Here is a 22289-nt window from a genome sequence, read left to right as displayed (position 1 = left end):
CTCCTTCGTGGGGGGTCAATCCACCGTAGCGCGCAGTCGCTCTGCGGTTCGACAGTATGGTCGGCCGCCGATGGCGCAGTCCTATGCGACGAACTCCGCGCAATCTATCGACGGGCAGTACTGGCCACCACCACCGCGCACAACACGATCAAACAGCTCAATATGGCTGTAGCCGAGAGCTTTCCTTCCGCAGCGTCGAGCAGCGCGGCAGCGACCAGTTGGCCGGCCACCGAGGTGAGCCCGAGCAGCAGCACGCCGATCATGCCGACTGTGACGGCGGCCAGAGCGATGAAAGCTACGCCGATCAGGCCGCCGGTGTAGAGCCAGGGGTTGGTGGGGAATTCCGCGGGGAAGCCGGTGGTGGAGAGGGTGTAGAGGTCGAGCAGGAGCAGGGCGGTCAGGCCGACTACGAAGTTGATCAGGGTGGCGGTGAAGGGGCCGCCGACGGTGGCGACTCGACCGTTGACCGCTTGCTGCCAGGCCAGGAAGATGCCGGCGAGGGCCGGGAGGACGATCAGCAGGGCGGGGATGTCGGGGACGCCGGTGGTGACCGTGGTCGGGGTGGAACTGCCGGCGGCGGAAAGCAGGACGCCGGTGATGCCGAGGGCGGCGGCACCGAGACGCCACGGGGTGATCGGGGTTCGGCCGTTCGGGGCGAGGCCGAGGCGGTCGACAACGAGGCTGCTGAGAAGTTGGCCCGCGACCACCGCAACGGTGAAGGCGGTGACGCCGATCGCGGCGATGGTGAGGCCTTGAGCTGCGACGAAGAACGCGCCGCACAGTCCGCCGAGTAGTTGCCACGCAGGCAAGGAGCCCTGTGACACCGCAACCCGCACCTCGGTAATCCTGGCTCGCAACGCTGAGCTGCAAGCGAAGGCGATCAGCAGCGCGATGAGCCCCGCACCGAAACTGACAGTCGCCGCCGCAACCCCATCACCCAACCGCGCCCCCAACGCCCCATTGATCCGCCCCTGCACCGCGACACCAGCCCCGATACAGAACCCGAACACCAACCCGAGCTTTTTCCGCCTCCCCGCGTATTCAGCGGGTCGTCCGGAACCTCGATCGTTGGCAGTCGGGCTCACGCTATCCGTCTCGGCAGTCTGAGGTGGTTGGGGAGTTACCCATGTTCTCGCTGTGATCAGCTGGTTGGTTCTCATTCCTACCCTGCGCAGCGGATCATCAGATCTTGGGTAGTTGGCGGACCACCTGAACCAGCAGCGATTCGGCGATCTGACAATTCGCCGCCCTGTCTACGTCGGGTCCGGAGACCGACAGTTTCACCGTTTCGTATCGCTTTTCGTCCATCGCCCGGTGCCGGTACGTCCGCGAGCACCCATCTGTCGCCCCCACCATCGGATTCGCGCCGCGCAGTGTTATGCCGTCGACGACCACCGAACCTTCCGGTTCGGCAGCTTCTCGCGAGAAGACGAATTCTCGCGAGAAGTCGACTATCAACACCCTACTGCCGTACCAACGGCACTGATGCACGGATTCGTGAGTGGTCGGCCGCGGGGTGAGGCGGCTGAACGCCGCGGACAGGGCAGCGCGGTCGACGAGCCCGCACGGGTCGACCGCTGCCAGCGAGATGGCGGCGTCGGCCGAGCGGGGAGCGGTACGCAATGTCCGAGCGAGATCGGCGATAATCCGGTCGGCGATCGCGCATCCGTGCTGCTCGGCAAAGGTCTTGTCGAGCTCGAAGAGGATTCCGGATCGCCCGTCGTCATCGGTGCTCGCGATCGCACGGCCACAGTATTGCGCGCCTTCGAGCACAGTGACACCGTCGACGACCTTGCGGTTGGGTGGGACATCGCGAAGATCGACCCCGAGCTCCAACCGCATCCCGTCCCCGTTGACCAACTGCTCCTGATCGGCGTAGCAACCCCACTGTTTTTCGACGTCGAAACGCCACGATGCGATCGGCGTCGGCCCGGTCTTCAGTGCGACGCTGTCACCCAGCGCAGACCTGAGCCAGGCGCAGGAATCGATCTGTCGCAACTCGGCCAGCGAAATTCCCACGGGTGGCGCAACTTTCGAGCCGTCGCCCTCTTGCACCAGCCAGTACAAACCCGAAGTGACGACCAGCATCAACACCGCGGCCGAGACCACGAGCGCTCGACGAGCTCGCGACGACGATGCATCGATCCGAGACTTCGTCCACGCATACCGGTCACGCGCGAAGTCCGCCGACGCTCGCACCATCGAGTCGAACCGAGAGCCGTCGGGCTCGGTGTCCTCGGTGTGGATTTGTGCCTGGGCGGCATCGAGCAGCCCGGCGACTGTGCCGGCCGTGCTGTCGATCTCCTCGATGACCGCACTCGGCCACTCCGGCCGTTGCGCACCGACGTACGCGATGATCTGCGCGGGTGAGGGTCGTGATCGAGGATCCTTGCGCAGGCAGGCGGCGATCAGTTCGCGCAACTGTTCGGGGACCGCGGCGAGGTCTGGCTCCCGTTGCGCGATGTTGAACAGCGTGTAGGGCACCGATGGGGCGGTGAACGGTGCGACCGCGCCCGCGGCAAAGGCGAGTACCGAACCGAGTGCGAATACATCTGCGGCAGAAGTCAGTTCGGAACGAACGGACTGTTCCGGTGACAGATAGTCGGGCGGTGCGGAGCCGCTGTCACCCAGGACATCGACGCCGACCAGTTCGATGCCGTCGCGCGTCAACGACACGGTGTCGGGACGCACCCGTTGATGAACGAGCCCGGCCGCGTGCACCCCTTGCAGAGCCTGGGCAACGAAGAAGGCCAGAGCTCGCACAGCCTCGACCGGAAGCGGACCGAACTCTGCGACGGCTCGATCCAAACGCATGCCGATTGTGAATGTGCGCGCCAACCAAGGCATTTCATCGTCTGCGTCGACGTCGAGCACTGCGGCGTTACCCGGACCACCGACTCGCATCGCCGACACCGCGCCGTGCCGAAACCGGATCCGCAGGTCGTCTTGCTCGAGCAATCCAGGCAACACCTGCTCGACCACCCGCAACGAGCCATCGGGTGCGGCGGCCAGCAGGACGCGGAAGTTCGGCTGCGGATCGAGTAGGCCGAGCACTCGGAATCGGCCGAGCTGAGTCGGATCGGCAGGTGAGGGCGGGGTAATCGTCATGGTTTCGCGAATTTCGCCAGAATGGGTTCCAGCGCTGCTCGGACCCGCTCGCAACCGTCGGTGACGACTTTGCGGTCGACGTTGATTTGGTAGGGGTCGAATTCGGCGAAGATCATTTCGGCCTCATCGTCGCGGGTGGGTTTGATCGTGAGTTCGTACGCACACTTGGCGCCGCGGTCGTCGACCATGCCGAGCCAGCCGTCGAGATCGACCGGCTTGTAGTTGCTCGACGGGGAAGGCGGCTTGTTGTCGACGCGTTCGCGCTCTTTGAACGTCAGCGTGAATCTGCCGTGGTTGCCGGTGACCCAGCAACTCTTGCTACCGGCCGGGTACTTTTTCGCCGGGTCGCCGACGGTACGGAGGTTCACCGAGCGATCCATCACCTCGCAGGCGTTCACCAGGTGAATCGAGCCCGCAGCGACCTTCCGCAGCGGAGGGTTGACCGCCAAGCGGCGGATCACCAACGCCAGCGCGCGCTCAGCCAGCGGACAGCTGTCGGTAAGGCCCTGCGCTTGCATATTCACAGGCATTTGCAGGCCTGACTGCGTCTCCACGAAACGATCGCACAGCGGACCCTCGGCGCGTTCACCCTGCACCGGCAGCCACGCGATGGTGTTGCCTCTCGGCCGTGCGTTGTCCGACGCGAAGGTCTTGCCGATCGACAGATCCAGCGCCAACTTCTTTCCGTTGGGATCGATCATCCCCACTGAGCAGTCAGTCGTCCCAGTTCCCTTCTGTGCCGACCGATACGTACCGAGCTCACCGAGGACGTCGGGACCCAACAGCGCGCAGACGTCGATGAGCATGGACTCCCGGTCGCTCAGCGCCAATGGCGGATCCACCATCGCGACCGCGTTACCCGGCATACCGACCCCGACCAGCGCCGATCCGACGAGCACAGCGACGGAAACCAACGCCACGGCGACCAACGACCGGATGCCGTATCTACGCCGACCGGGCTGCGGCGGCGACGGCGGCGGCGCTACGACGGCGGTGCCCGCTGCCCACGCGGCCGCGTCGCGCTCGTACTCGGCGACCCGTCGACGAATCCGCACCGGCCACACCGGCTCCATTTCCAGCCGCTGCGCCGCGGCGAGCAGCTCCGTCGGCGTGGGTCGCCGTGCTGGGTCCTTGTCCAGACAAGCGTCGACGATGTCGCGGAACGGTTGCGGCACCGCGCTGGTATCCGGTTCGACGTAGAGCACGTTGTAGAGCGTCTGCGGCGTGGAACCGGCGGCGAACGGACTCACGCCGGTGGCGGCCATCGCCAGAACGGCCCCTGCCGAGAACACATCGCTGGCAGCGGTCAGCGGACGGCATTCGGCTTGCTCGGGCGACATATATGCCGGGGACCCGATCACCGCGCCGGTGGCGGTCAAACTGACGTCGCCTTCGACGGCACGCGCGATGCCGAAGTCGATGAGTCGCGGTCCCTCGTTGGCGAGCAACACATTGCTCGGTTTGAGGTCGCGGTGCACCAGACCGGTGCGGTGGATCTCGAGCAGTGCCATCGCCAGCCCGATAGTCAACAGTTTCAGGCCGCTGGGACTGAGCCGTCCGAAGTCGGCGACCACCTCGTGCAGCGATGGACCGGCGATGTACTCCGAAGCCAGCCAAGGCTTTTCGGCGCTGACGTCGTGCCCGACGACACCGGCGGTATAGGCACCGGTGACCCGACCCGAAGCGACGACTTCCCGTTCGAACCTGGCCCGGAACTCGGCACTGGTGGTCAGATTCTCGTGAATCTGCTTCACCGCGACGAGCCTGCCGTCGGGTGCCCGACCGAGCAGCACCCTGCCCATGCCGCCGCTGCCGATTACCGCGAGAATTCGGTACCGGCCGAGCATGTCGGGATCTCGTCGATCACGTGGTTGCATCGCCGTATCACCTGTCCTCTGCGAGCAGCGCGTACTGCGCGGCCGCGCGTTGCCGAATGTCGAGTTCGAGGTAGCCGTTCAGAATCACCAAATCCATGCCACGGTGAACAAGGCATCTGAAACGGCTAGGGACGACGATGGTCTTGTCGGGTTGCTTGCGCTCCCAGCACGCGACGTCGGGAAGGGAGGCGACGCCTGCCATCGCGACGTAATCGTCGTCGAACGTTCCCGGCAGTCGCGCTGCCTCCGATTTTGCGGCCTCCGCGCTGGCGTGCCGGCGCAGGAACTGGTTGTTCGCCACCGCCATCTGCGACACCGAGGCTGCGCGCAGGTCCGCAAGAAATTCGGACGGGCGCCCCGCCAACAGCGAGAAGGCACGCGGGCCATACACGGCGAAGGTACTGCCGCCCGTATCGCCGTTCAGTTCGGCTCCGGCGGTCTGGACGACTCGAGTGAGCAATCGGTCCGGGTCAGCACGCAGATTCGGCAAGTCGGACTCGGAAGTCGGGGTGAATCCCTCGAGGTCGGCGAGCTGAGCACGGTAGGTCTTGGTCAGCACTTCGGCCAAAAGCTCGGCCCGCGGTTCGAGAACCTTGGCGAAGACACGGATCACCAGGTTCTTCCACGTCAACCAGCTACCCACCGTCGGCACCGAAGGTCGCCAATGTGCCAGTGCGCCTGGATATTCCGGCACGATGATCGGGGCGTTGTCCGCACCCTGTTCGAAGTCCGCGCGGGCCATCTCCGCCGCCGCCGCTCGCGCGATGTCCTCGCTCGGAAAGGCCAGTATCGAGATCGCGAGTGACTTCTCGTCCTTTTCTGCCGACTGCCCGTTGTAGGCATTCACACCGAACGCCCCGAGGATGTCGTACTTGCCCGCCGCAGCACTCTGGGCAGCGGCGAGAATGTTCATACTGGGCACCAGCCCGCGGTGATCGCCCAGGACACCACCGCCACGCGACCTGTTGAGGTCGGGGTCGATGCTGCTGGCGAAGCTGATCCGCTCGCCCAATCGCAGTGACTCCACCAGGATGCCGCGTGCGTGGCTCGGCCCGATGTCATAGTCCGCCGACGGCCGGACGGTCGCGTAGCTGCCGTGATCCGGCTGGATCTGCGCGCTATCGCACCCGACGAGCAACCCCACCAGAAGTAGTGCCGGCCCCGCAGCACGAGACAGCCTGAACCACACGATCTCTCCCCCTAAGACCAGTCTTCAAACATTTTGCTGGTCACTTCAAACCCGTTGGGAAAGTTAGCATCTCGGGCTCGGGCCCGCTACCGCTGCGGAAGTCTGGTGATCAACGCCCCGAGGATTGTCTCGCTGACCGCGCATCGGTCAGGCCTCATCTCGCTGTCTCGCACCTCGACACTGACCGTCTCATGCGAATTCGACCCCACAGGACGGAAGCGGTACCTACTGAGGCAGCCGGATTCGGTAGGGGAGCCGATAACTGGGCTATCATTGCTGTAAACCGTTGCGCCACCACCGACATCGACGTGGCGGTATGAGGCGATCGAGGCATCCGCGTCCGTGGGTTGGGCAAGGACGAGCTGAATTCGCTGGGATCCAGCCCACTGGCAGGCGTGCGCTGACGACACCCCCGGTGCTTGCGAACCTGCCGCCGCGATCTCGCCCTCTGTGACGAGCGCGCAGGGATCGACCGAGGACAACGAACGGGCCGCGTCCGGTTGCGTGACCAGCGATGACACGGACGCGATGAGACGTTCGACGACGTGCTCGGCGAGGGCGCATTCGACGGCTGTTCCCGCGTCGACGCTGATCCCCCATGACGCCTGCCCGCCCCCGGCGACGGCGAAGGCGCACTCGCGGCCACGTCTGAGCAGGTCGAGCTGACCGACAGTGCGCCCGGTCGAGGCGAATCCTGCCAGGGTGACGCCCATTTCGATGCTGATGCGGTCGGCACCCGAGTCGACATCGCAGCCCCATGACGTCGTCGGCGTCCAGTCCCACGATGCGGTTTCGCGGCGCGCTCCCATCTCGATGGCCCCCGGCAGTGTCGGGCCGACGGCCTGGCGTGCCCATGCGCATGTATCGACTCCGCGCAGTTGGGCCAGGGTCGGCATGGTTGCCGCTGGGTCGGTGGTGGTTGCGATGGCAGGCTCGTTGCCGCGCAACAACATTGCCGTCGCGGTCGCGGCGATGATCACGGTGATCGCGGCCAGTGCCGATCCGATGAGTAGCCCCCGGCGACGTTTCGGGGGTGGGTTCGGTGGCGGGGGTGAATTCCGTGGGGTGGGGTCGAGGATGATCTGGGTGCGCTCGGGGTCGTTCGTCAACGCCTGTAGCGCTGCGGCTTGCTCTTTGATGTCGTGGTGGATCGGCTCCGGCCAGGGGCGCTGCATGGCGAGAACCCCTATGTAGTCCAGGATTTGGGTCGCGGTCGGGCGGTGGCGGGGGTCTTTGCGTAGGCAGCCTGCCAGGAGTTCGCGCAGCTGTTCGGGGACCGGGGTGAGGTCCGGTTCGGTGTGGACGATATTGAACAGGGCGACAGGGGCCGAGCTCGCCGCGAACGGGCTCTTGCCGGTCGCCGCCATGTAGAGCAGCGAGCCGAGGGAGAAGATGTCGCTGGCCGCGGTGACAGGTTCGGCGGCGGCTTGTTCGGGGGACATGTAGGCCGGGGAGCCCAGGACGCTGCCCGCTTCGGTGAGAATCTCGTTCGATTCGACGGCTTGGGCGATGCCGAAGTCGATGACTCGCGGGCCATCGGGGGCCAGAATGATGTTGGCGGGCTTGAGGTCTCGGTGAATCAGGCCCGTCGTGTGAATCGAGTGCAGCGCCGAGGCCAGTCCGGAGGCCAGGATTCGCAGGCTCGCGACCGGGAGCACGCCGTACTTCTGCACCGCGCTGTCCAGCGGCATACCGGCGATGAATACCGAAGCCAGCCAGGGGATTTCGCCGGACGTGTCGAAATCGACCACGGCGGCGGTGAACGCTCCCGAGACACGGGTCGAGATGGCTACCTCGCGATGGAAGCGGGCACGGTAGTCGCCGTCGTCGAGCAGGCGCGCGTGGATCTGTTTGATCGCTACGAAACGACCGTCGGGGCCGTGGCCGAGCAGTACTCGGCCCATTCCGCCCGCACCCAGTACACCGAGAATTCGGTAGTGCGACACCATATTCGGGTCGTCTACCGACAGCGCCTTGATCAACTTCCCACTCCCCCGATACATGCTCGCCACGGCAGGAGTACAGCTCACCTGTCGTTCGTCCAGAACCTAACACCAGACCCGCTAGTCCGAGTGTCGCGGCGGCATCCAGGTGGGGGTCAGGAGGGCGGAGGCTAGGAGGACTGTGCCGAGTAGGGCGATGGTGGTGGACATCGAAAAGTGTTGGGTGGCAATGGCTACGAAGGCGAATACTGCCAGGGCGACGATTTCGGAGAGTAGGCCGGAGATCGAGGTGACGGTGGCTCGGGCCGGGCCTTCGATGGCGGCTTGGAGGCGGGCGCCTGCTACTACTTCGGCGTTGAAATCTATGCCGTAGGCGACGCCTATGCCGATGAATCCGATCCAGATCCACGCCGGACCTGCGGTTGCGCCTACGGCCAATGATCCTGCGATGAACAGGATTCCGGCCAGGAACAGGGCTGCGGCGATTGTGCGGGAGGAGAGGGATTCTGTGTGGCCCGCCAGTAGTGAACCGATCAGGGAGCCTGCGACGGTGACGCCGACGAGTAGGGCCGAGGTGCTGGTGGAGGCGCCGCCGGAGACTGCTAGTAGGCCGAAGTATTCGTCGAAGGCGGTGACGCCGTAGAGGAGGGCGCCGAGTAGGACGCCTCTGCGGACTCGGCGGACGTGGAGTGCTTCGGCGACACCGGTTTTGAGCATGGAGAGGTAGCGGGGCTGGGGTGAGATGGGTTTGACGTGGGGGCCGACCGGTTCGGGTGCGGGGTCGTCGTCCAGGTCGTCGACGGCGGTGGCGGAAATGGCGACCGGCGCGCTCGGTAGGGCCAGGGCGGTGAGGGTGTGTAGGACGCCGATGCCCACGCTGACCCAGCCGACCAGCGCGTATCCACCGAGGGCGAAAAGTGGTGCGGCAGAGAGGATTGCGATCAGTACGGTGAATTCCTGCGCACCACGCGCCCACCCCATGATCGACGCGTAGGCCGACGGTTTGTCGCGGGCGACAAGATCGTCGTAGATCAGCGCTTCGAAGGTGCCCGATTCCAGCGACCCGGCGACGCCCCAGATCATGAACCCCACCGCGAAGCCGAGAAACGACGGCGCCACCATCCAGATCGCGAAACACGAAGCCTGCAACACACAACTGAGGATGAGCAGCCTACGACGCGACACCGTGTCGGCCCACGCCCCCGAAGGCACCTCGAGCACGAACGCGGTCACCGACCAGATCGCCAGCAACAACGAAATCTGCGCCGTACTCAGCCCATGGTCGGCGAACAGCACGCCGTACAGCGCGTAAATCGGCAACAGGTCACGCGTGCCCTTGAACAGCACCGCACGCACAGCGAGATCGCGAACCGGCTCACGCCTCAACCAGTCCACCGCCCCCCGAAACCGAGAAGATCAACAGCCGTAGATGAGCATTCGCATGGGCTCTATCGTTCGCGCCGAAACCTGGCAGGTCAAGCGATTATCCGCACGCGATCACTCGTAGTGGAATCGGCACGACAGCACGCGGATGACCCCATCGTCGACGCGGTAGACCAGGCGGTGCTCCTGCGTGATCCGGCGCGACCACCAGCCGGAAAGATTGTGCAGCAGCGGCTCCGGCTTGCCGATGCCACCAGCTTGCCCGTTGACGGCGATGTCGTCGAACAGGCGGTTGATCTTGCGGGCCGCGGCACGGTCGTTGGTTACCGTCCACACGTAGTCGGCCCAGGCTTCGCTCGAGAAGTCCAGTTTCACGCCACACCGGCCGCGTCGCCGGTCGCATCATCATCGGGAATCTCGATTTGTTCCTGGGGAGTGAAACCGCCCGCTGCGAATTCATCCAGGCCACGCTGGAGGTGTCGCGCGTTCGCGGGCGTGCCGAGCAGGTGCGCGGTCTCCTTCAACGCCTCGTATTCGCGTAGCGACACCACTACGGCGGCCTCGTGGCCTGCGCGAGTGACAACGACTTCCTCGAGGTCATCGGTGGCAGCGTCGAGCACGCTGGCCAGAGTTGCGCGCGCTTCGGTGTAGCTGATCTGCCTCATACTTCAACTGTACAGGATTCCTGTACGTCGATCGCGTGATCAAACGAGGGGGATCCAGCCGTTGGCGGCCAGGGAATCGTCCTCGTCGGTGGGGGGGAGGGCTCGGCCTTCGTTGAGGTCGTTGATGAGGTCGGCTACGGGGTGGGAGTCGCTGTAGTGGTAGCCCTGGGCGAGGGCGAAGCCCAGTTCGGTGAGGACTGCGGCTTGGTATTCGGTTTCTACGCCTTCGGCGATGACCTGCAGGTCCAGGGATTTGCTGAGGGCGGCGATGACGCCGAGCAGGGGTGGGGCGGGGGAATCGGAGCGGATGGCGGCGACGAAGGACTGGTCGACCTTGAGGATGTCGCTGGGGATGGTGGCCAGGCGGCTCAGGGAGGAGTAGCCGGTGCCGAAGTCGTCGATGGCGATGCGCACGCCACGCTCGCGCAGGGTGTGCAGGTTGGTGATCGCGGTCTGGGATTCGGCGGCCAGTTCGGACTCGGTGACCTCGAGGACGAGCTGGTCGGCGGGCCAGCCGGTGTCGGACAGGATGGTCGCGACGCGTTCGGCGTATTCGGTTTCGGCCAGTTCCAGGCCGGACACGTTGACGTTGAGCGTGAGGTTCAGGGAGGCGAAGCTTTCCTGCAGGCGGGCGGCGTCGGCGCAGGCGCGGCGCAGGACCAGTTCGTCCAGGTCGGAGATGAGGTCGTATTCCTCGGCGACGCGGATCAGGCCCTCGGTGGTGACCTCGGGCTGCGCGCTGGACGACCAGCGCAGCAGCGCTTCGACACCGACCGCCTGGCCGCCGTCCTCGGTGAGGCTCACGATCGGCTGGTAGTGCACGTCCAGCGCCCCGGTGTCGATGGCCTCGCGCAGTTCCACCGCCAGCGGCAGCTGACGCGACGATTCCAGGACGGTGCGGTTGCGGCCGGCCTGCTTGGCCCGGTACAGGCCGACGTCGGCGCGGCTGATCAGCAGCGAACCGGATTCGCCGGGCTGCCAGGAGGTGACACCGGCCGAACATCCCATGGTCACCGCGGCGCGTAATTGCTCGGTGAGCAGGATCGCGGCCTGTTCGGTGGTGCCGGGCAACAGCAGCGCGAACACGTCGCCGCCGAAGCGGGCCAGGACTTGGCCGGGGGCCAGCAGGTCCAGCCAGGTGTCGGCGACGCGTTGCAGCACGGCGTCGCCTGCGCGGTGGCCGAGGTGGTCGTTGATCTTCTGGAACCGGTCGAGGTCGACCAGGACAAGGGCCATGCCCTGCCCGCCGCGACTGGCCGCGTCGATGGCCGGGTTGAGCTGTTTCTCGAAACCGCGACGGTTGAGCAGCCCGGTGAGCACGTCGATATCGGCTTCGGCGGCCATTCTGGTGAGCACGCCGACGCACACGCCCGCGCCGAAGGTGACACCGGCGGGGATCAGCCCGGACCACCACGGCAACCCGCGCGCGGGCAACACCAGCAGGCACAGCACCATCGCGAAACCGATGTGCGCGGCGGCCTGCGACCAGGCGAAGAACAGCGCGGCGTCGCAGGCGACGAACACGAAGAACGAGGCAAGGGTGATGCCGCCGACCAGGTTCGGGAAGTCGAAGACCGCGATCGCGACGAGAATGGTCGCGGTGGCCAGGTAGGCGTGGTGGAGGGCGTGCGGCATCCGCGGACCCCACAGCAGCAGCGTGAGACCCAACAGCACGGAGATGGCCGCCGCGACACCGACGACGGTGCGATTGCCGTCGTCACCCGGTGCCACCGCAGTGATCATCAGGCCGAGGACACCGCCGAGAACGTAGAACGCCCCCGTTGTCCTGGCCATAACCTTCGCCGTCGCCAACGCCGATGCCGCCCGCACCCGGGTTCGGGTATCGCCGCGCGCCCCGATTCCTCGCACGAGCACCAGCCTAGATGTTGATGGGTCACGGTGTTTGCCACATCCCACAAATGGGTTGCCAGCAAACTATGAGCGCATCTTACGGCTTCAACACGTCGGTGCCCACGAACGGGACCAGCGCCTGCGGCACGCGCACCGAACCGTCGGCCTGCTGGTGGTTCTCCAGGATCGCCACGATCCAGCGAGTGGTGGCCAGGGTGCCGTTCAACGTGGCCGCGATCTGCGTTTTCCCGTTCTCGTCGCGGTACCGGGTCGACAGCCTGCGCGCCTGGAACGTGGTGCAGTTCGAGGTGGAGGTGAGCTCGCGGTAGGTCTGCTGGGTGGGCACCCATGCCTCGCAGTCGAACTTGCGCGCGGCCGAGCTGCCCAGATCACCGGCGGCCACGTCGATCACCCGGTAGGGCACGTCGATGGCGGCCAGCATCTCGCGCTCCCACGCCAACAGCCGCAGATGCTCGGCATCGGCCTGCTCAGGCGTGGTGTAGACGAACATCTCGACCTTGTCGAACTGGTGCACGCGGATGATGCCGCGGGTGTCCTTGCCGTAGCTACCGGCCTCGCTGCGGAAGCACGACGACCACCCCGCGTACCGCTTCGGGCCCTGGCTCAGGTCGAGGATCTCCTCGGAGTGGTAACCGGCCAGCGGCACCTCCGAGGTGCCCACGAGATACAGATCCTCGGCGGGCAGGTGGTAGACCTCGGCCGCGTGCTGGCCGAGGAATCCGGTGCCCGCCATGATCTCCGGGCGGACGAGCACCGGCGGGATCATCATGGTGAAGCCGTTGGCCACGGCCTTCTGCGCGGCCAGCTGCAGCAGCGCCATCTGCAGCAACGCGCCGTAACCGGTGAGGAAGTAGAACCGCGAGCCCGACACCTTCGCGCCGCGCTCCATGTCGATCAGGTGCAGCGATTCGCCCAGTTCGAGATGATCTTTGGGTTCGAAGTCGAAAACCGGTGGGGTGCCGACGGTTTCGAGCACGACGTAATCGTCCTCGCCACCGGCGGGCGCGCCTTCCTGCACGACGTTGGAGATCGCGCGCTGGGCGGCGTCCAGGTCGGCGTCGGCGGCGTTCTGGGCGGCCTCGGCCTCTTTGACCTTCGCGGACATGTCGGTGGCGGCGGCCAGCAGCGCGGGGCGCTCTTCCTTGCTCGCCTTGCCGATCACCTTGCCCATCGCCTTGTGTTCGGCGCGCAGGTTGTCGGCGGTGGCCACCGCGGCCCGGCGCGCGGCATCGGCTTCGAGCAGGGCGTCGACGAGCGCGGGGTCCTCACCGCGGGCCCGCTGCGAGGCACGGACGGCTTCCGGGTTCTCGCGCAGGAATCGGAGGTCGATCATGAAAAACAGCCTAGTTGTTTACGCAACTCTTAATCGCCGCGGCCTATCCCAATCGGCCCGCGCACGGGCATAGTTGCGGTGTGAGTACCTCTTTCGACACCGCCGTCATCGACACCGCGCTCGCCGACCTCACGGAGGGGGAGCGGACCTGGGCCGCGACGGGTCTGCGACGCCGCCGCGAACTCCTCGACGAGCTGCACGCGCTCACCGCCCGCGACGCCGAGGCCTGGGTGGCCGCGGCGCGCACGATCAAGAAGCTCGACATCGACAGCCCGCTGCTGGGCGAGGAGTGGATGTCGGGTCCGATGACGATGCTGGCGGGCGCGCAGGCGTTGAGCGAGTCGATGGCCGCGCTGGAGCAGGGCGTCAGCCCGCTCGACGGTGTCGCGCTCACCAGCGCGCCGGGCGGTCGGGTGGCCGTGCCCGCGCTGCCGCACGGCATCTTCGACAAGCTGCTGCTGAGCGGTTTCAGCGCGGATGTGTGGTTGAAGCCGGGTGTCGATGCCGGGACCGCGCGTCGCAAGGCCGGGTTGGCGCAGCTCGAGCCGACGAAGACCGGCGGGGTGGGGGCGGTGCTCGGCGCGGGCAACATCATGTCGATCGCGCCGCTGGACACGCTGTACGAGCTGTACGCCAACAACCGGGTCGTTGCACTGAAACTCAACCCGATCACCGACCCGCTCCTGCCGGTGTTCCAGGCGATCTTCGCGCCGTTCATCGAGCTCGGCGTGGTGCGCATCCTCACCGGCGGCGCGCCCGAGGGCGGGTACCTGGTGAATCACCCGCAGGTCGCGCACGTGCACATGACCGGCGGCGCGCCCACGCACGACGCGATCGTGTGGGGGCCGGGGTCCGACAAGACCGGCGCGCCGGTGCTGGACAAGCCGATCACCAGCGAACTCGGTGGGGTCGCGCCGTGCATCGTGGTGCCCGGTGACTGGTCGGCGGCGGATCTGAAGTTCCAGGCCGAGCATGTGGCCACGCAGCGGCTGCACAACGGCGGCTACAACTGCGTGGCGGCGCAGACCGTGGTGCTCAGTGCGGATTGGGCGCTCAAGGAGCAGTTCCTGGTCGAACTGCGGGCCGCGATCGACAACGCGCCGGCGCGCACGGCCTACTACCCGGGCAGCGACGGTCGCGTGTCGGGCGCGCTCGCGTCGTACCCCGATGCCGCTCGCGCCAACGGGCGACTGCTGGTCGAGAATCTGCCCGCCGGTGACACTCCCCTGCTGCGCACCGAGTACTTCTCCCCCGTGCTCGGCGTGGTCGAACTGCCGGGCCTCGGTGGTGAATTCCTCAGCAACGCCGTCGATTTCGCCAATGACGAACTGATGGGAACGCTGGGCGCCAACATCATCGCCGACCCCGCGACCATCACCGAACTCGGCGCGACACTCGACACCGCGATCGAGAAACTGCGCTACGGCACCGTCGCGCTGAACGCCTGGACGGGCCTGGCGTTCCTGACCCCGCGCGCGAGTTGGGGCGCGTACCCCGGTCACACCATCGACGACATCCAGAGTGGCATCGGCGTGGTCCACAACGCGTTCCTGCTCGACGACGTCGAACGGACCGTGGTCCGCGGCCCCTTCCGGCCGGCACCCCGCGCGATTCTCGGCGGAGAATTCACCCTGAGCCCGAAGCCGCCGTGGTTCGTGTCCAACAAGACCGGCAGCTCCACCGGCCGCAAGCTCACCGACTTCTACGGCGACGGCAAACTGCGCCGCCTGCCCGGCATCTTCTTCTCCGCACTGCGCGGCTGACCCGGTAGTTCGCGCGGACAAATACACTCGTCGACGATGTCGAAGAAGCAGAGCAATCCAGCACAGGGACCCGCCGCGCCCGGCCGCGGCGGTGCCCTGCACGTGTCCGCGTCGAAACTGCGCTGGGGGCTGCTGATCGCCGCCCTCGGCGCGATTCTGGCCGCCACGGTCACCATGGCCGTGACGGGCTTCGACACCGACAAGGTGGAAGCGCACCAACCCGGCGCCGAACCGGTCGTGCGGGACAAGGAGTTCAGCAAGGCCGCGCAGGGCGACTGTCTGACCTGGTCCAAGCCCGATCGCAGCGACCTGGTGAAGGTGAACTGCGGTGACAAGCATCTGTTCGAAGTGGCCGGTGTCATCGATCTGAGCGCCTATCCAGGGCGCGAGTTCGCCACCGGCACCCGCCACCCGGACTCGCTGCGGATGACCGAGCTGCGCGACGAACACTGCGTGACCGCGGTCCAGAAGTACCTGGGCGGGCGGTTCGACCCGCGCGGCAAGTACATGGTGAACGTGATGTCGCCCAGTCCGGCGGGCTGGGGCAACGGCGACCGGACGTTGCGGTGCGGGGTGCAGGTGGGCGGAACCGCCAGCAGCCCGGCCACCACCGGCAGCATCGCCGACCCCGCCACCGGCCAGTCCAAGGTCCACGCGGTGGGCACCTGCTTGGGCATCAACCAGAACCTGCCCACCGATCCGATCGACTGCGCGCAGCCGCACTCGGTGGAGATCGTCGGCACCGTCGACCTGGGCAATCACTTCACCGGCGGGCCGCCGTCGGAGGCCGATCAGGACAAGTACGTCGAGGCCGAATGCAACCGGTTGTCCAGCGAATACCTGGGCAGTCCCGATGCGATTCGCAACAAGACACTGACCATGTTCTTCGACGTGCTCGAACCCACGAGTTGGCTCGCGGGCAGCGATCAACTGGACTGCTGGCTCGGAAAAGGTGCCGACCGTGAGGGTTTCGCGCCCATCGTCGGGTCCGCGCGCGGGGAGATCTTGATCGACGGACAGGCTCCGGTGCCCCCGCCGAACTCCGGACGGTCCACTCCGGCGCCGCTGCCGGGTGCCGCGCCGCTGCCGCCGCAACCACAGCCGAGGTGACGTTGTCCGAACGGATGCCGGCGGCGCGTTTCGAGGAACTGGTCAGCGATGCGCTCGACCAGATCCCGGCGCAGTTGTCCAGTGCCATTGACAATGTTGTGGTGCTGGTCGAGCCCCGAAACGACGAGGAACCGTCGCTGCTGGGGCTGTACCACGGCATCGCGCTGACCGAGCGCGACAGCTACTACGCCGGATCGTTGCCCGATACCATCACGATCTACCGGGAGGCTATTCTCGACGTCTGTAGCTCGGACGACGAAGTGGTCGAAGAGGTCGCGATCACCGTGATCCATGAAATAGCACACCATTTCGGGATTGACGACGACCGGTTGCATGAGCTGGGATGGGGTTAGCGAAATTGGGTGGGGAATTCATGGAACCGATCGACCCGCTCTCGCGTCCAAGTACTCGTAGGGGGAATTCTCGTGGTTCCCGATAGCCGCCACCAGAAGGAGTCGGGTCATGGTTGGACACGTTCTCGTAGCACCTGAAATCGTCCTCGCAGCATCCGCCGAGCTCGATCTGCTCGCCGAACGCATCGCGATCGCGGCCGGCCTGGCCGGGCCGACGACGCATGTGCTGCCCTCGGGCGCCGAAGAGGTGTCGCTGCTGGCGGCATCGCACTTCAACAAGGCCGCGGCCACGCACGACAGCTCGGTGGCCCAGGCCATCCTCGAGCTGCACCACGCGGCCGCGACGCTGCGCTCGCAGCTGGCCACGCATATCGGGGAAGACGCGGTTCGCGCGGCGACGATCAACGCCGTCCAGATCTGACGCCGCGAACCCGTCGATGATCATTTACTCAGGGGAGAAAAAAGCATGACCGCAGGTATCACCGGGGTGTTCTGGCTGCCTCGCATGGCAGAAGTCAACTCCACCACTCTCAACGCGGGCGCGCACGCGGTCCCGATCAGCGCCGCCGCCACCTCGTGGGGCACGCTGGCCGCCGTGTGGGGCGACGCCGCCTTCACCATCACCCGCGTGATCGCCGAGGTCGGTGTCGGCCTGCAGGGCGTCAACGGCATGGCCGTGTTGGCCCGCCTCGCGCCGTTCGCGGGCTGGGCCAGCCAGCAGGGCATCATGGCCGCGACCATGGGCACCAAGTGCGCGGCCAACGCCACCGCCTACACCGTCGCCTCGATCGCGATGCCGAGCCTGCCCGAGATCCTCGCGACCAACACCGCGGTGGCCGCCTCGGCCAACCCGCCCGGTGTCGTGTCCGGTGCCTTCGAGGCCGCCGAGGTCGTGCGCCATGCGATGGACATCCGCGCCGCGCTGGTGATGGAGACCTACGAGGCCGCCACCACCGCCACGGTCGTCACGCCCGGTGAGTTCTCGATGCCGCCCGCGATCGCCAGCGGTGCGGGCTCCGCGCAGGGTGGCGACTTCGGTGGCGGCGACCCGGTGCAGACCGCGATGGCCGCAGCGCAGGCCCTGGTATCCAACCCGGGCGTGGTCAGCGCGGCCACCCAGGCCGCCAACACCGCCGGTGGCGTGCTCACCAGCGGTGTCAGCACCGTGGGCAACATCGGCGCCTCGGCGATCTCGGCGGCCACGGCCACCGTGCCCGCCGGTACCGCGGCCCCCGCCATGATGGGTGGGCTCGGTGGCGCCGGTGCCGCGATCGGTGGCGCGGCTACCGCGTCGGCCGGTCTCGGTAGCGTCAACGCCGGTTCGCTGAAGCTGCCCGAAGGCTGGGGCGCACCCGCCGCCAATGCCACGGCCAGTGCTCCGGTGTCCGAAGCTGTGGTCAACCGTGCCGATTCCGCACCCGTGCGCAACACCGGCACCGGCGCGGGCAACCCGCTGATGGGTCGCGGCCAGAAGGGCGAGGAAGACGAGGAGCACGACGGCATCGACTACGTGCGCTCCGACGAATTCACCGACGGTCGCTACGCGGCCGAAGGCGTGATCGGCGCCGACCTCGCCGGAACGGCCAAGTGACCGTTCTGGGCTCGGGCAGCGGAGGTTCGCTGCTCGGCGCCGTCGTGCTCTCGCTCGACGACATGCAGTACCTGCTGGAAACACTGCAGTTCGACGAGATGCCCGTGGTGCTCGACGCCATGGGCCGCTATGACAACGTCACCGCGCACGACGCCGCCATGAACGCGGCACAAGACGCCCTGACCGAACGCGAGCTGCTGTTCGGTCAGGTGGTGGCACCGGAGCTGGCCGAACGGCTGCGGGTGCTCTACCGGCCGCAGTGGATCATCGCGATGCGGTGGGTGGTGGCCGGTCAGGTGAACCGATTCTGTCTGGCGCAGGGCGACGACCGCGCGGTCGTTGCCCTGCGCGGGCCGCAGTCGTATGTCATCGACGACGCGGGGCTGGATCTGCCCGGCGCGGTACTGCAGGCACTGGGCCCGGTGGAAGCGCTCGAGCTGTACGGAATGAACGCTCCCACCGAGGATTTGGCGCCGATCTTCGGCGACACCGGTGACGCGGCCGCTACCGCGCAGCGCCTAGGCAAGGTGGGCAATCCGGCCACCGACGCGCAGACGTTGGCCTCGGCGCTGGTGGAGATCAACTCCTACGCCGAGATCGTCGGGGTGGCCTACGGTGACGGCACCCGCGATATCCAGGACAACCACATCGCCGTATTCAACACGCGCGCAGGCAGATTCATCATCACTGCCAGCGTCGCCGACGACGGGGTGAAGTGGTCGTCCATCGCCAGCGGGACCAACGCTCGCCTGCGCACGGCGGTGGCGGATCTGATCGAATCGCTGCCGGTGCGCACCGAATTCCCTTCGGCGACAGCTGATTCCCGGTCTTAACCCATCGGGTCGTCGGCTGAGGGTTCTGCCTGGATGGTGAACGGTGGGGTGAACTTGCCCCACCGTAGGCATTCCCAGCCGCCGTCATCGGTGGGCAGCAGTTCGATGGTTTCGGTGTTGTCGAGGTGGTTGTTCGTGGTGAACGGCGGGGCCACCCCGGCCAACCACTTGCCCAGTAGACGCATGCTGGCGCCGTGGTTGACGATCACCACGTCACCGTCGGCGTCGTCGGTGAGGAATTCCTCGCGTAGGCCGTCGAGTACGGGTAGGAAGCGGGCCAGCACGTCGTGGCCCGTTTCGCCGCCGGGGGCGCTGACGTCGAGGAAGCCGTGGTGCCAGCCGCGGTAGATCTCCTGGAACAGCTCGTGCGCCTCCCGGTCGGAGCGGCCGTCGAGGTCGCCGACCTGCACTTCGAACAGGCCGTCCAGCACCAAAGCCGGTGTGCCCGTTGCCTCTTCGATGTGACTTGCGGTTTGGCGGGCACGTAAGGCGTCCGAAGAGACCAGCACCTGTGGTGCGCGTTCGAGGCTCGCGCCGAACGCTTTCGCCTGTGCCACACCACGTTCGGTGAGCGGCAGGCCGGGCACCTTCGTGTCCAGGATCTTCGCCACATTGCCCTCGGTCTCGCCGTGGCGCACCAGAATCAGTTTCGCGCGGGAAGTCATAGGTCCGCGACCCCCTTTCGCAATTGCGTCAACCATTCAGCGGCCGGCTCGTCCGACGGCGGCGGGGTGCCGACCGCCGCTGTCGCGGGCCAGGAGCCCAGGTATCGGACCTGTGTCGTGCGATGCAGTGCCTTCAGAGTTTCGGCCACGGCCGGATCGTCGAGGTGGCCGACACAGTCGAGATAGAAGCGGTAGGTGCCCATGCCTGTGCGGGTGGGGCGGGATTCGATGCGGGTGAGATCGACTCCACGCGTGGCGAATTCGGCGAACGCGCGCATGAGGGAGCCGGGCTCGTTGGGGAGTTCCAGGACCACGGAGGTGCGGTCTGCGCCGGTGGGTTGCGGGGCTACGCCCGGTTGGGTGACCAGGACGAAGCGGGTGATGGCTTGGTCGTGGTCGGCTACGCCGTCTGCCAGGGTGACCAGGCCGAGGCGTTCGCCTGCCAGCGCGGTCGAGATGGCGGCGTCGGCGGTGCCCGCGGCGACGTCTTCGGCGGCCGCGGCGTTCGAGGCCGAGGTGAAGGGGCGGGCTTCTGGCATGTTGCGGGCTACCCACTCGCGGACCTGGGCTGCGGCGACCGGGTAGGCGGCGAGGGTGCGGACGTCGGCGAGGGTGGTGCCGGGGCGGGCCAGGATGGTGAAGGTGACCTCTAGTTCGGTCTCGGCGATGATTTGTAGGCGGGGGCCGATGGCTAGGGAGTCGAGGGTGGCGGGGATCGAGCCTTCTACTGAGGATTCGATCGGGACTACTGCGGCTTCGACGCTGCCGGTGCGGATCAGGTCGAGGGCGGCGCCTTGGGTGGGCGCGGGGACTCGTTCGACGGGGGCGTCGAAGGCTCCGGAGGTCTCGAACTTCGCGAGGGCCATTTCGGTGAAGGTTCCGGATGGTCCGAAATACGCTATACGCGGCACAGTGCAACTTTAGCGACTTGTCCTGGGTAGGACTGGTCCTGGGCTGTGCGCCTTGCTGTGTTTTTGGAGCGCTGGCGCGCTCGAGCGGGCCCCGGGGGGCCCTGATCTTCCCTCCCTGCGGGTACTCCTTCGTCGCACCCTCCGGTCAGTCCAGATCAGGGCGGGGCCCTTTGGGTAGGGACTTCCTGGTGACTTCCCGGACCGAAAAGGCGCTGTCTCTTTGGGTTGGGCCTTGTCGGTGGTGACCCGGACCGAAAAGGTGGGGGTGTGTTTTGGAGTGCTGGCGCGCTCGGGCGGGGGCTCTCGTAGTGGGTTAGTTGTCCAGGACGCTCAGGGCTTCGGTTATTGCCTGTTCGTGGGGGGTTTCTATTGCCAGTAGGACTGTGCGGGTTGCTTCTATGGCGGCGGGTTTCAGGGAACGCAGGAAGGCTAGGTCTGGGGTTTTCAGGGCGGTGGGGATGTCTTCGCCGCAGAGGGCGGCTACGGTGCCTGCTACTACGGCCAGTGCTCGGGGGCCGCTGGTGGTGTGGGCGGTGAAGCCTTGGGGGGCGTGGGCGGCGCCTGCTAGGTAGGCGGCCAGGTCTGGGTCGGGGATGTCGGCGTCGACCGGGTGGGGGGAAGTGCCTGGGGGGCGAATCAAATCCGCTACCAGGCTGCGGCGGGCGGGGGGTGAGAGGTTGAGCAGGACGGGTTCGGCGGGGGTGGGGTGGGCTTCGCCGTGGTCGTCGTGCGTCATTTGTTCACCGTATCGGCTGGGGTGTCGGGGTGTCCTCTTGCGTGGCGGGCGTTTGTAACTTAGCTTAGGTTTACCTAATTCAACGTTGCCGGAGGTTGTCATGTCGAGCCCCACCACACTCCTCGCGCCGACCATCGCCGAGCGAGTGCGCAGTGCGTGCGCTCATGCCGAGACTGCGGTGCTCGCGCTGCCGGGGATCGATCCGGTTCCTACCTCGCTGCATCATTTGCGTCGGTGTGGGGACGCGGTGATCGCGGTGCCCGAGTCCTGTCTCGCGGCGGCGCTGGCGGCTACGGCCAATGAGACCTCGGCGGTGCTCGAGCTCACCGATCACGCGCCGCTGCCCTTGCGTGAGCCGGTTCGGGCGCTGGTGTGGTTGCGGGGGTGGGTGCGGCAGGTGCCCGCGCAGGCTCAGCGGGCGCTCGCGGTCGAGATCGCCAAGGAGTACCCGCATCCCGGGCTGCTCGATGTCGGGCACGGGGTGACTTTGTTGCGGATCGTGGTGAATTCGGCGGTGCTCGCTGATACGACGGGGGCCGAATCGGTGGATCATGCCGACTTGCGGGCTGCCACGGCTGATCCGTTCTGTGAGATGGAAAGTGCTTGGCTGCAACACATGTCGGAGGACCACGCGGATGTCGTGGCGTTGCTGGCTCGGCATCTGCCGACTCGGCTGCGTGGCGGGATCGTGCATCCGTTGGCTATCGACCGGTACGGTCTCACGCTTCGTGTCGAGAGTGTCGACGGCGATCATGATGTGCGCCTACCTTTTCCGGCGCCGGTCCATGACGTCGAGTCGCTGAGTCGTGCGGTTCGTGTGCTGGCGGGGTGTCCGTTTTTGAACGGCATTCGGCGTATTTGAGCTGTGTTTTTGGAGCGCTGGCGCGCTCGAGCGGGCCCCGGGGGGCCCTGATCTTCCCTCCCTGCGGGTACTCCTTCGTCGCACCCTCCGGTCAG

General features: G+C 66.7%; 20 protein-coding genes. 7 read left to right on the top strand and 13 right to left on the bottom strand.

From position 1 onward, the window contains the following. Positions 1–104: 104 nt before the first annotated feature. From ACFWVD_RS23390 to serS, 10 genes are all read right to left on the bottom strand, one after another. A complete protein-coding gene (locus ACFWVD_RS23390) occupies positions 105–1010 on the bottom strand; it encodes a DMT family transporter (protein WP_379246127.1) in 906 nt (301 codons plus the stop codon). 172 nt (positions 1011–1182) lie between these two features. Next, complete coding sequence (locus tag ACFWVD_RS23385) at positions 1183–3108, bottom strand: hypothetical protein (RefSeq protein WP_379246125.1); 1926 nt, start codon at positions 3106–3108, stop codon at positions 1183–1185. Then, positions 3105–4985 (bottom strand): serine/threonine-protein kinase, encoded by a 1881-nt coding sequence (locus tag ACFWVD_RS23380; protein ID WP_379246123.1) that lies wholly within the window; start codon positions 4983–4985, stop codon positions 3105–3107. Before ACFWVD_RS23380 ends, ACFWVD_RS23385 begins: the two co-directional genes overlap by 4 nt. Before the next feature lie 7 nt (positions 4986–4992). Further along, complete coding sequence (locus ACFWVD_RS23375) at positions 4993–6129, bottom strand: hypothetical protein (RefSeq protein WP_379246121.1); 1137 nt, start codon at positions 6127–6129, stop codon at positions 4993–4995. A 131-nt stretch (positions 6130–6260) separates the two neighbouring features. After that, positions 6261–8177 (bottom strand): serine/threonine-protein kinase, encoded by a 1917-nt coding sequence (locus tag ACFWVD_RS23370; RefSeq protein ID WP_379246351.1) that lies wholly within the window; start codon positions 8175–8177, stop codon positions 6261–6263. A gap of 60 nt (positions 8178–8237) precedes the next feature. Then, positions 8238–9512, bottom strand: coding sequence for an MFS transporter (locus ACFWVD_RS23365; RefSeq protein WP_379246119.1), 1275 nt, complete (start codon positions 9510–9512; stop codon positions 8238–8240). Between the two features lie 102 nt (positions 9513–9614). Next, complete coding sequence (locus tag ACFWVD_RS23360; protein ID WP_379246117.1) at positions 9615–9875, bottom strand: Txe/YoeB family addiction module toxin; 261 nt, start codon at positions 9873–9875, stop codon at positions 9615–9617. Further along, the gene (locus tag ACFWVD_RS23355) at positions 9872–10165 is read right to left on the bottom strand and encodes a type II toxin-antitoxin system Phd/YefM family antitoxin (protein ID WP_379246115.1); all 294 of its coding nucleotides are present in this window, start codon (positions 10163–10165) and stop codon (positions 9872–9874) included. Before ACFWVD_RS23355 ends, ACFWVD_RS23360 begins: the two co-directional genes overlap by 4 nt. A 39-nt stretch (positions 10166–10204) precedes the next feature. Then, entirely contained in the window at positions 10205–12034 is a 1830-nt protein-coding gene (locus tag ACFWVD_RS23350; protein WP_379246113.1) for a putative bifunctional diguanylate cyclase/phosphodiesterase, read from the bottom strand. Between the two features lie 79 nt (positions 12035–12113). Continuing rightward, positions 12114–13370: a serine--tRNA ligase gene (gene serS, locus ACFWVD_RS23345; protein ID WP_379246111.1), complete on the bottom strand. Its 1257-nt coding sequence runs from the start codon at positions 13368–13370 to the stop codon at positions 12114–12116. Between the two features lie 80 nt (positions 13371–13450). On the opposite strand from serS, the gene ACFWVD_RS23340 reads away from it, so the two are divergent. The 6 genes from ACFWVD_RS23340 (at position 13451) to ACFWVD_RS23315 (ending at position 19020) form a co-directional block, all read left to right on the top strand. Next, on the top strand, positions 13451–15133 hold the full coding sequence (locus ACFWVD_RS23340) for an aldehyde dehydrogenase family protein (protein WP_379246109.1): 1683 nt from the start codon (positions 13451–13453) through the stop codon (positions 15131–15133). Between the two features lie 36 nt (positions 15134–15169). Beyond that, complete coding sequence (locus ACFWVD_RS23335) at positions 15170–16243, top strand: septum formation family protein (protein WP_379246107.1); 1074 nt, start codon at positions 15170–15172, stop codon at positions 16241–16243. A 14-nt stretch (positions 16244–16257) separates the two neighbouring features. Beyond that, the gene (locus ACFWVD_RS23330; protein ID WP_379246349.1) at positions 16258–16596 is read left to right on the top strand and encodes a metallopeptidase family protein; all 339 of its coding nucleotides are present in this window, start codon (positions 16258–16260) and stop codon (positions 16594–16596) included. 109 nt (positions 16597–16705) lie between these two features. Beyond that, positions 16706–17017: a PE family protein gene (locus ACFWVD_RS23325; RefSeq protein WP_379246105.1), complete on the top strand. Its 312-nt coding sequence runs from the start codon at positions 16706–16708 to the stop codon at positions 17015–17017. 45 nt (positions 17018–17062) lie between these two features. Continuing rightward, positions 17063–18187, top strand: coding sequence for a PPE family protein (locus tag ACFWVD_RS23320; protein ID WP_379246103.1), 1125 nt, complete (start codon positions 17063–17065; stop codon positions 18185–18187). Continuing rightward, positions 18184–19020, top strand: coding sequence for an ESX secretion-associated protein EspG (locus ACFWVD_RS23315; protein ID WP_379246101.1), 837 nt, complete (start codon positions 18184–18186; stop codon positions 19018–19020). Before ACFWVD_RS23320 ends, ACFWVD_RS23315 begins: the two co-directional genes overlap by 4 nt. Here the strand turns inward: ACFWVD_RS23315 and ACFWVD_RS23310 are convergent. The 3 genes from ACFWVD_RS23310 to ACFWVD_RS23300 all read right to left on the bottom strand — a co-directional run bounded on the left by ACFWVD_RS23310 (position 19017) and on the right by ACFWVD_RS23300 (position 21332). Further along, positions 19017–19685, bottom strand: coding sequence for a histidine phosphatase family protein (locus ACFWVD_RS23310; protein WP_379246099.1), 669 nt, complete (start codon positions 19683–19685; stop codon positions 19017–19019). The two genes, ACFWVD_RS23315 and ACFWVD_RS23310, sit on opposite strands and share 4 nt — an antisense overlap. Beyond that, positions 19682–20596, bottom strand: a complete 915-nt coding sequence (gene pheA / locus ACFWVD_RS23305) for a prephenate dehydratase (RefSeq protein WP_379246097.1) — start codon at positions 20594–20596, stop codon at positions 19682–19684. Before pheA ends, ACFWVD_RS23310 begins: the two co-directional genes overlap by 4 nt. Positions 20597–20909: 313 nt before the next feature. After that, entirely contained in the window at positions 20910–21332 is a 423-nt protein-coding gene (locus ACFWVD_RS23300) for a hypothetical protein (protein ID WP_379246095.1), read from the bottom strand. A 100-nt stretch (positions 21333–21432) separates the two neighbouring features. Between ACFWVD_RS23300 and ACFWVD_RS23295 the strand changes: the two genes are divergently transcribed. Further along, positions 21433–22194, top strand: coding sequence for a DUF2470 domain-containing protein (locus tag ACFWVD_RS23295; RefSeq protein ID WP_379246094.1), 762 nt, complete (start codon positions 21433–21435; stop codon positions 22192–22194). Positions 22195–22289: the final 95 nt, after the last annotated feature.

It is taken from the genome of Nocardia sp. NPDC058666, assembly GCF_042714895.1.
Taxonomy (GTDB): Bacteria; Actinomycetota; Actinomycetes; order Mycobacteriales; family Mycobacteriaceae; genus Nocardia.
This window is presented reverse-complemented; position numbering and strand designations above follow the sequence as displayed.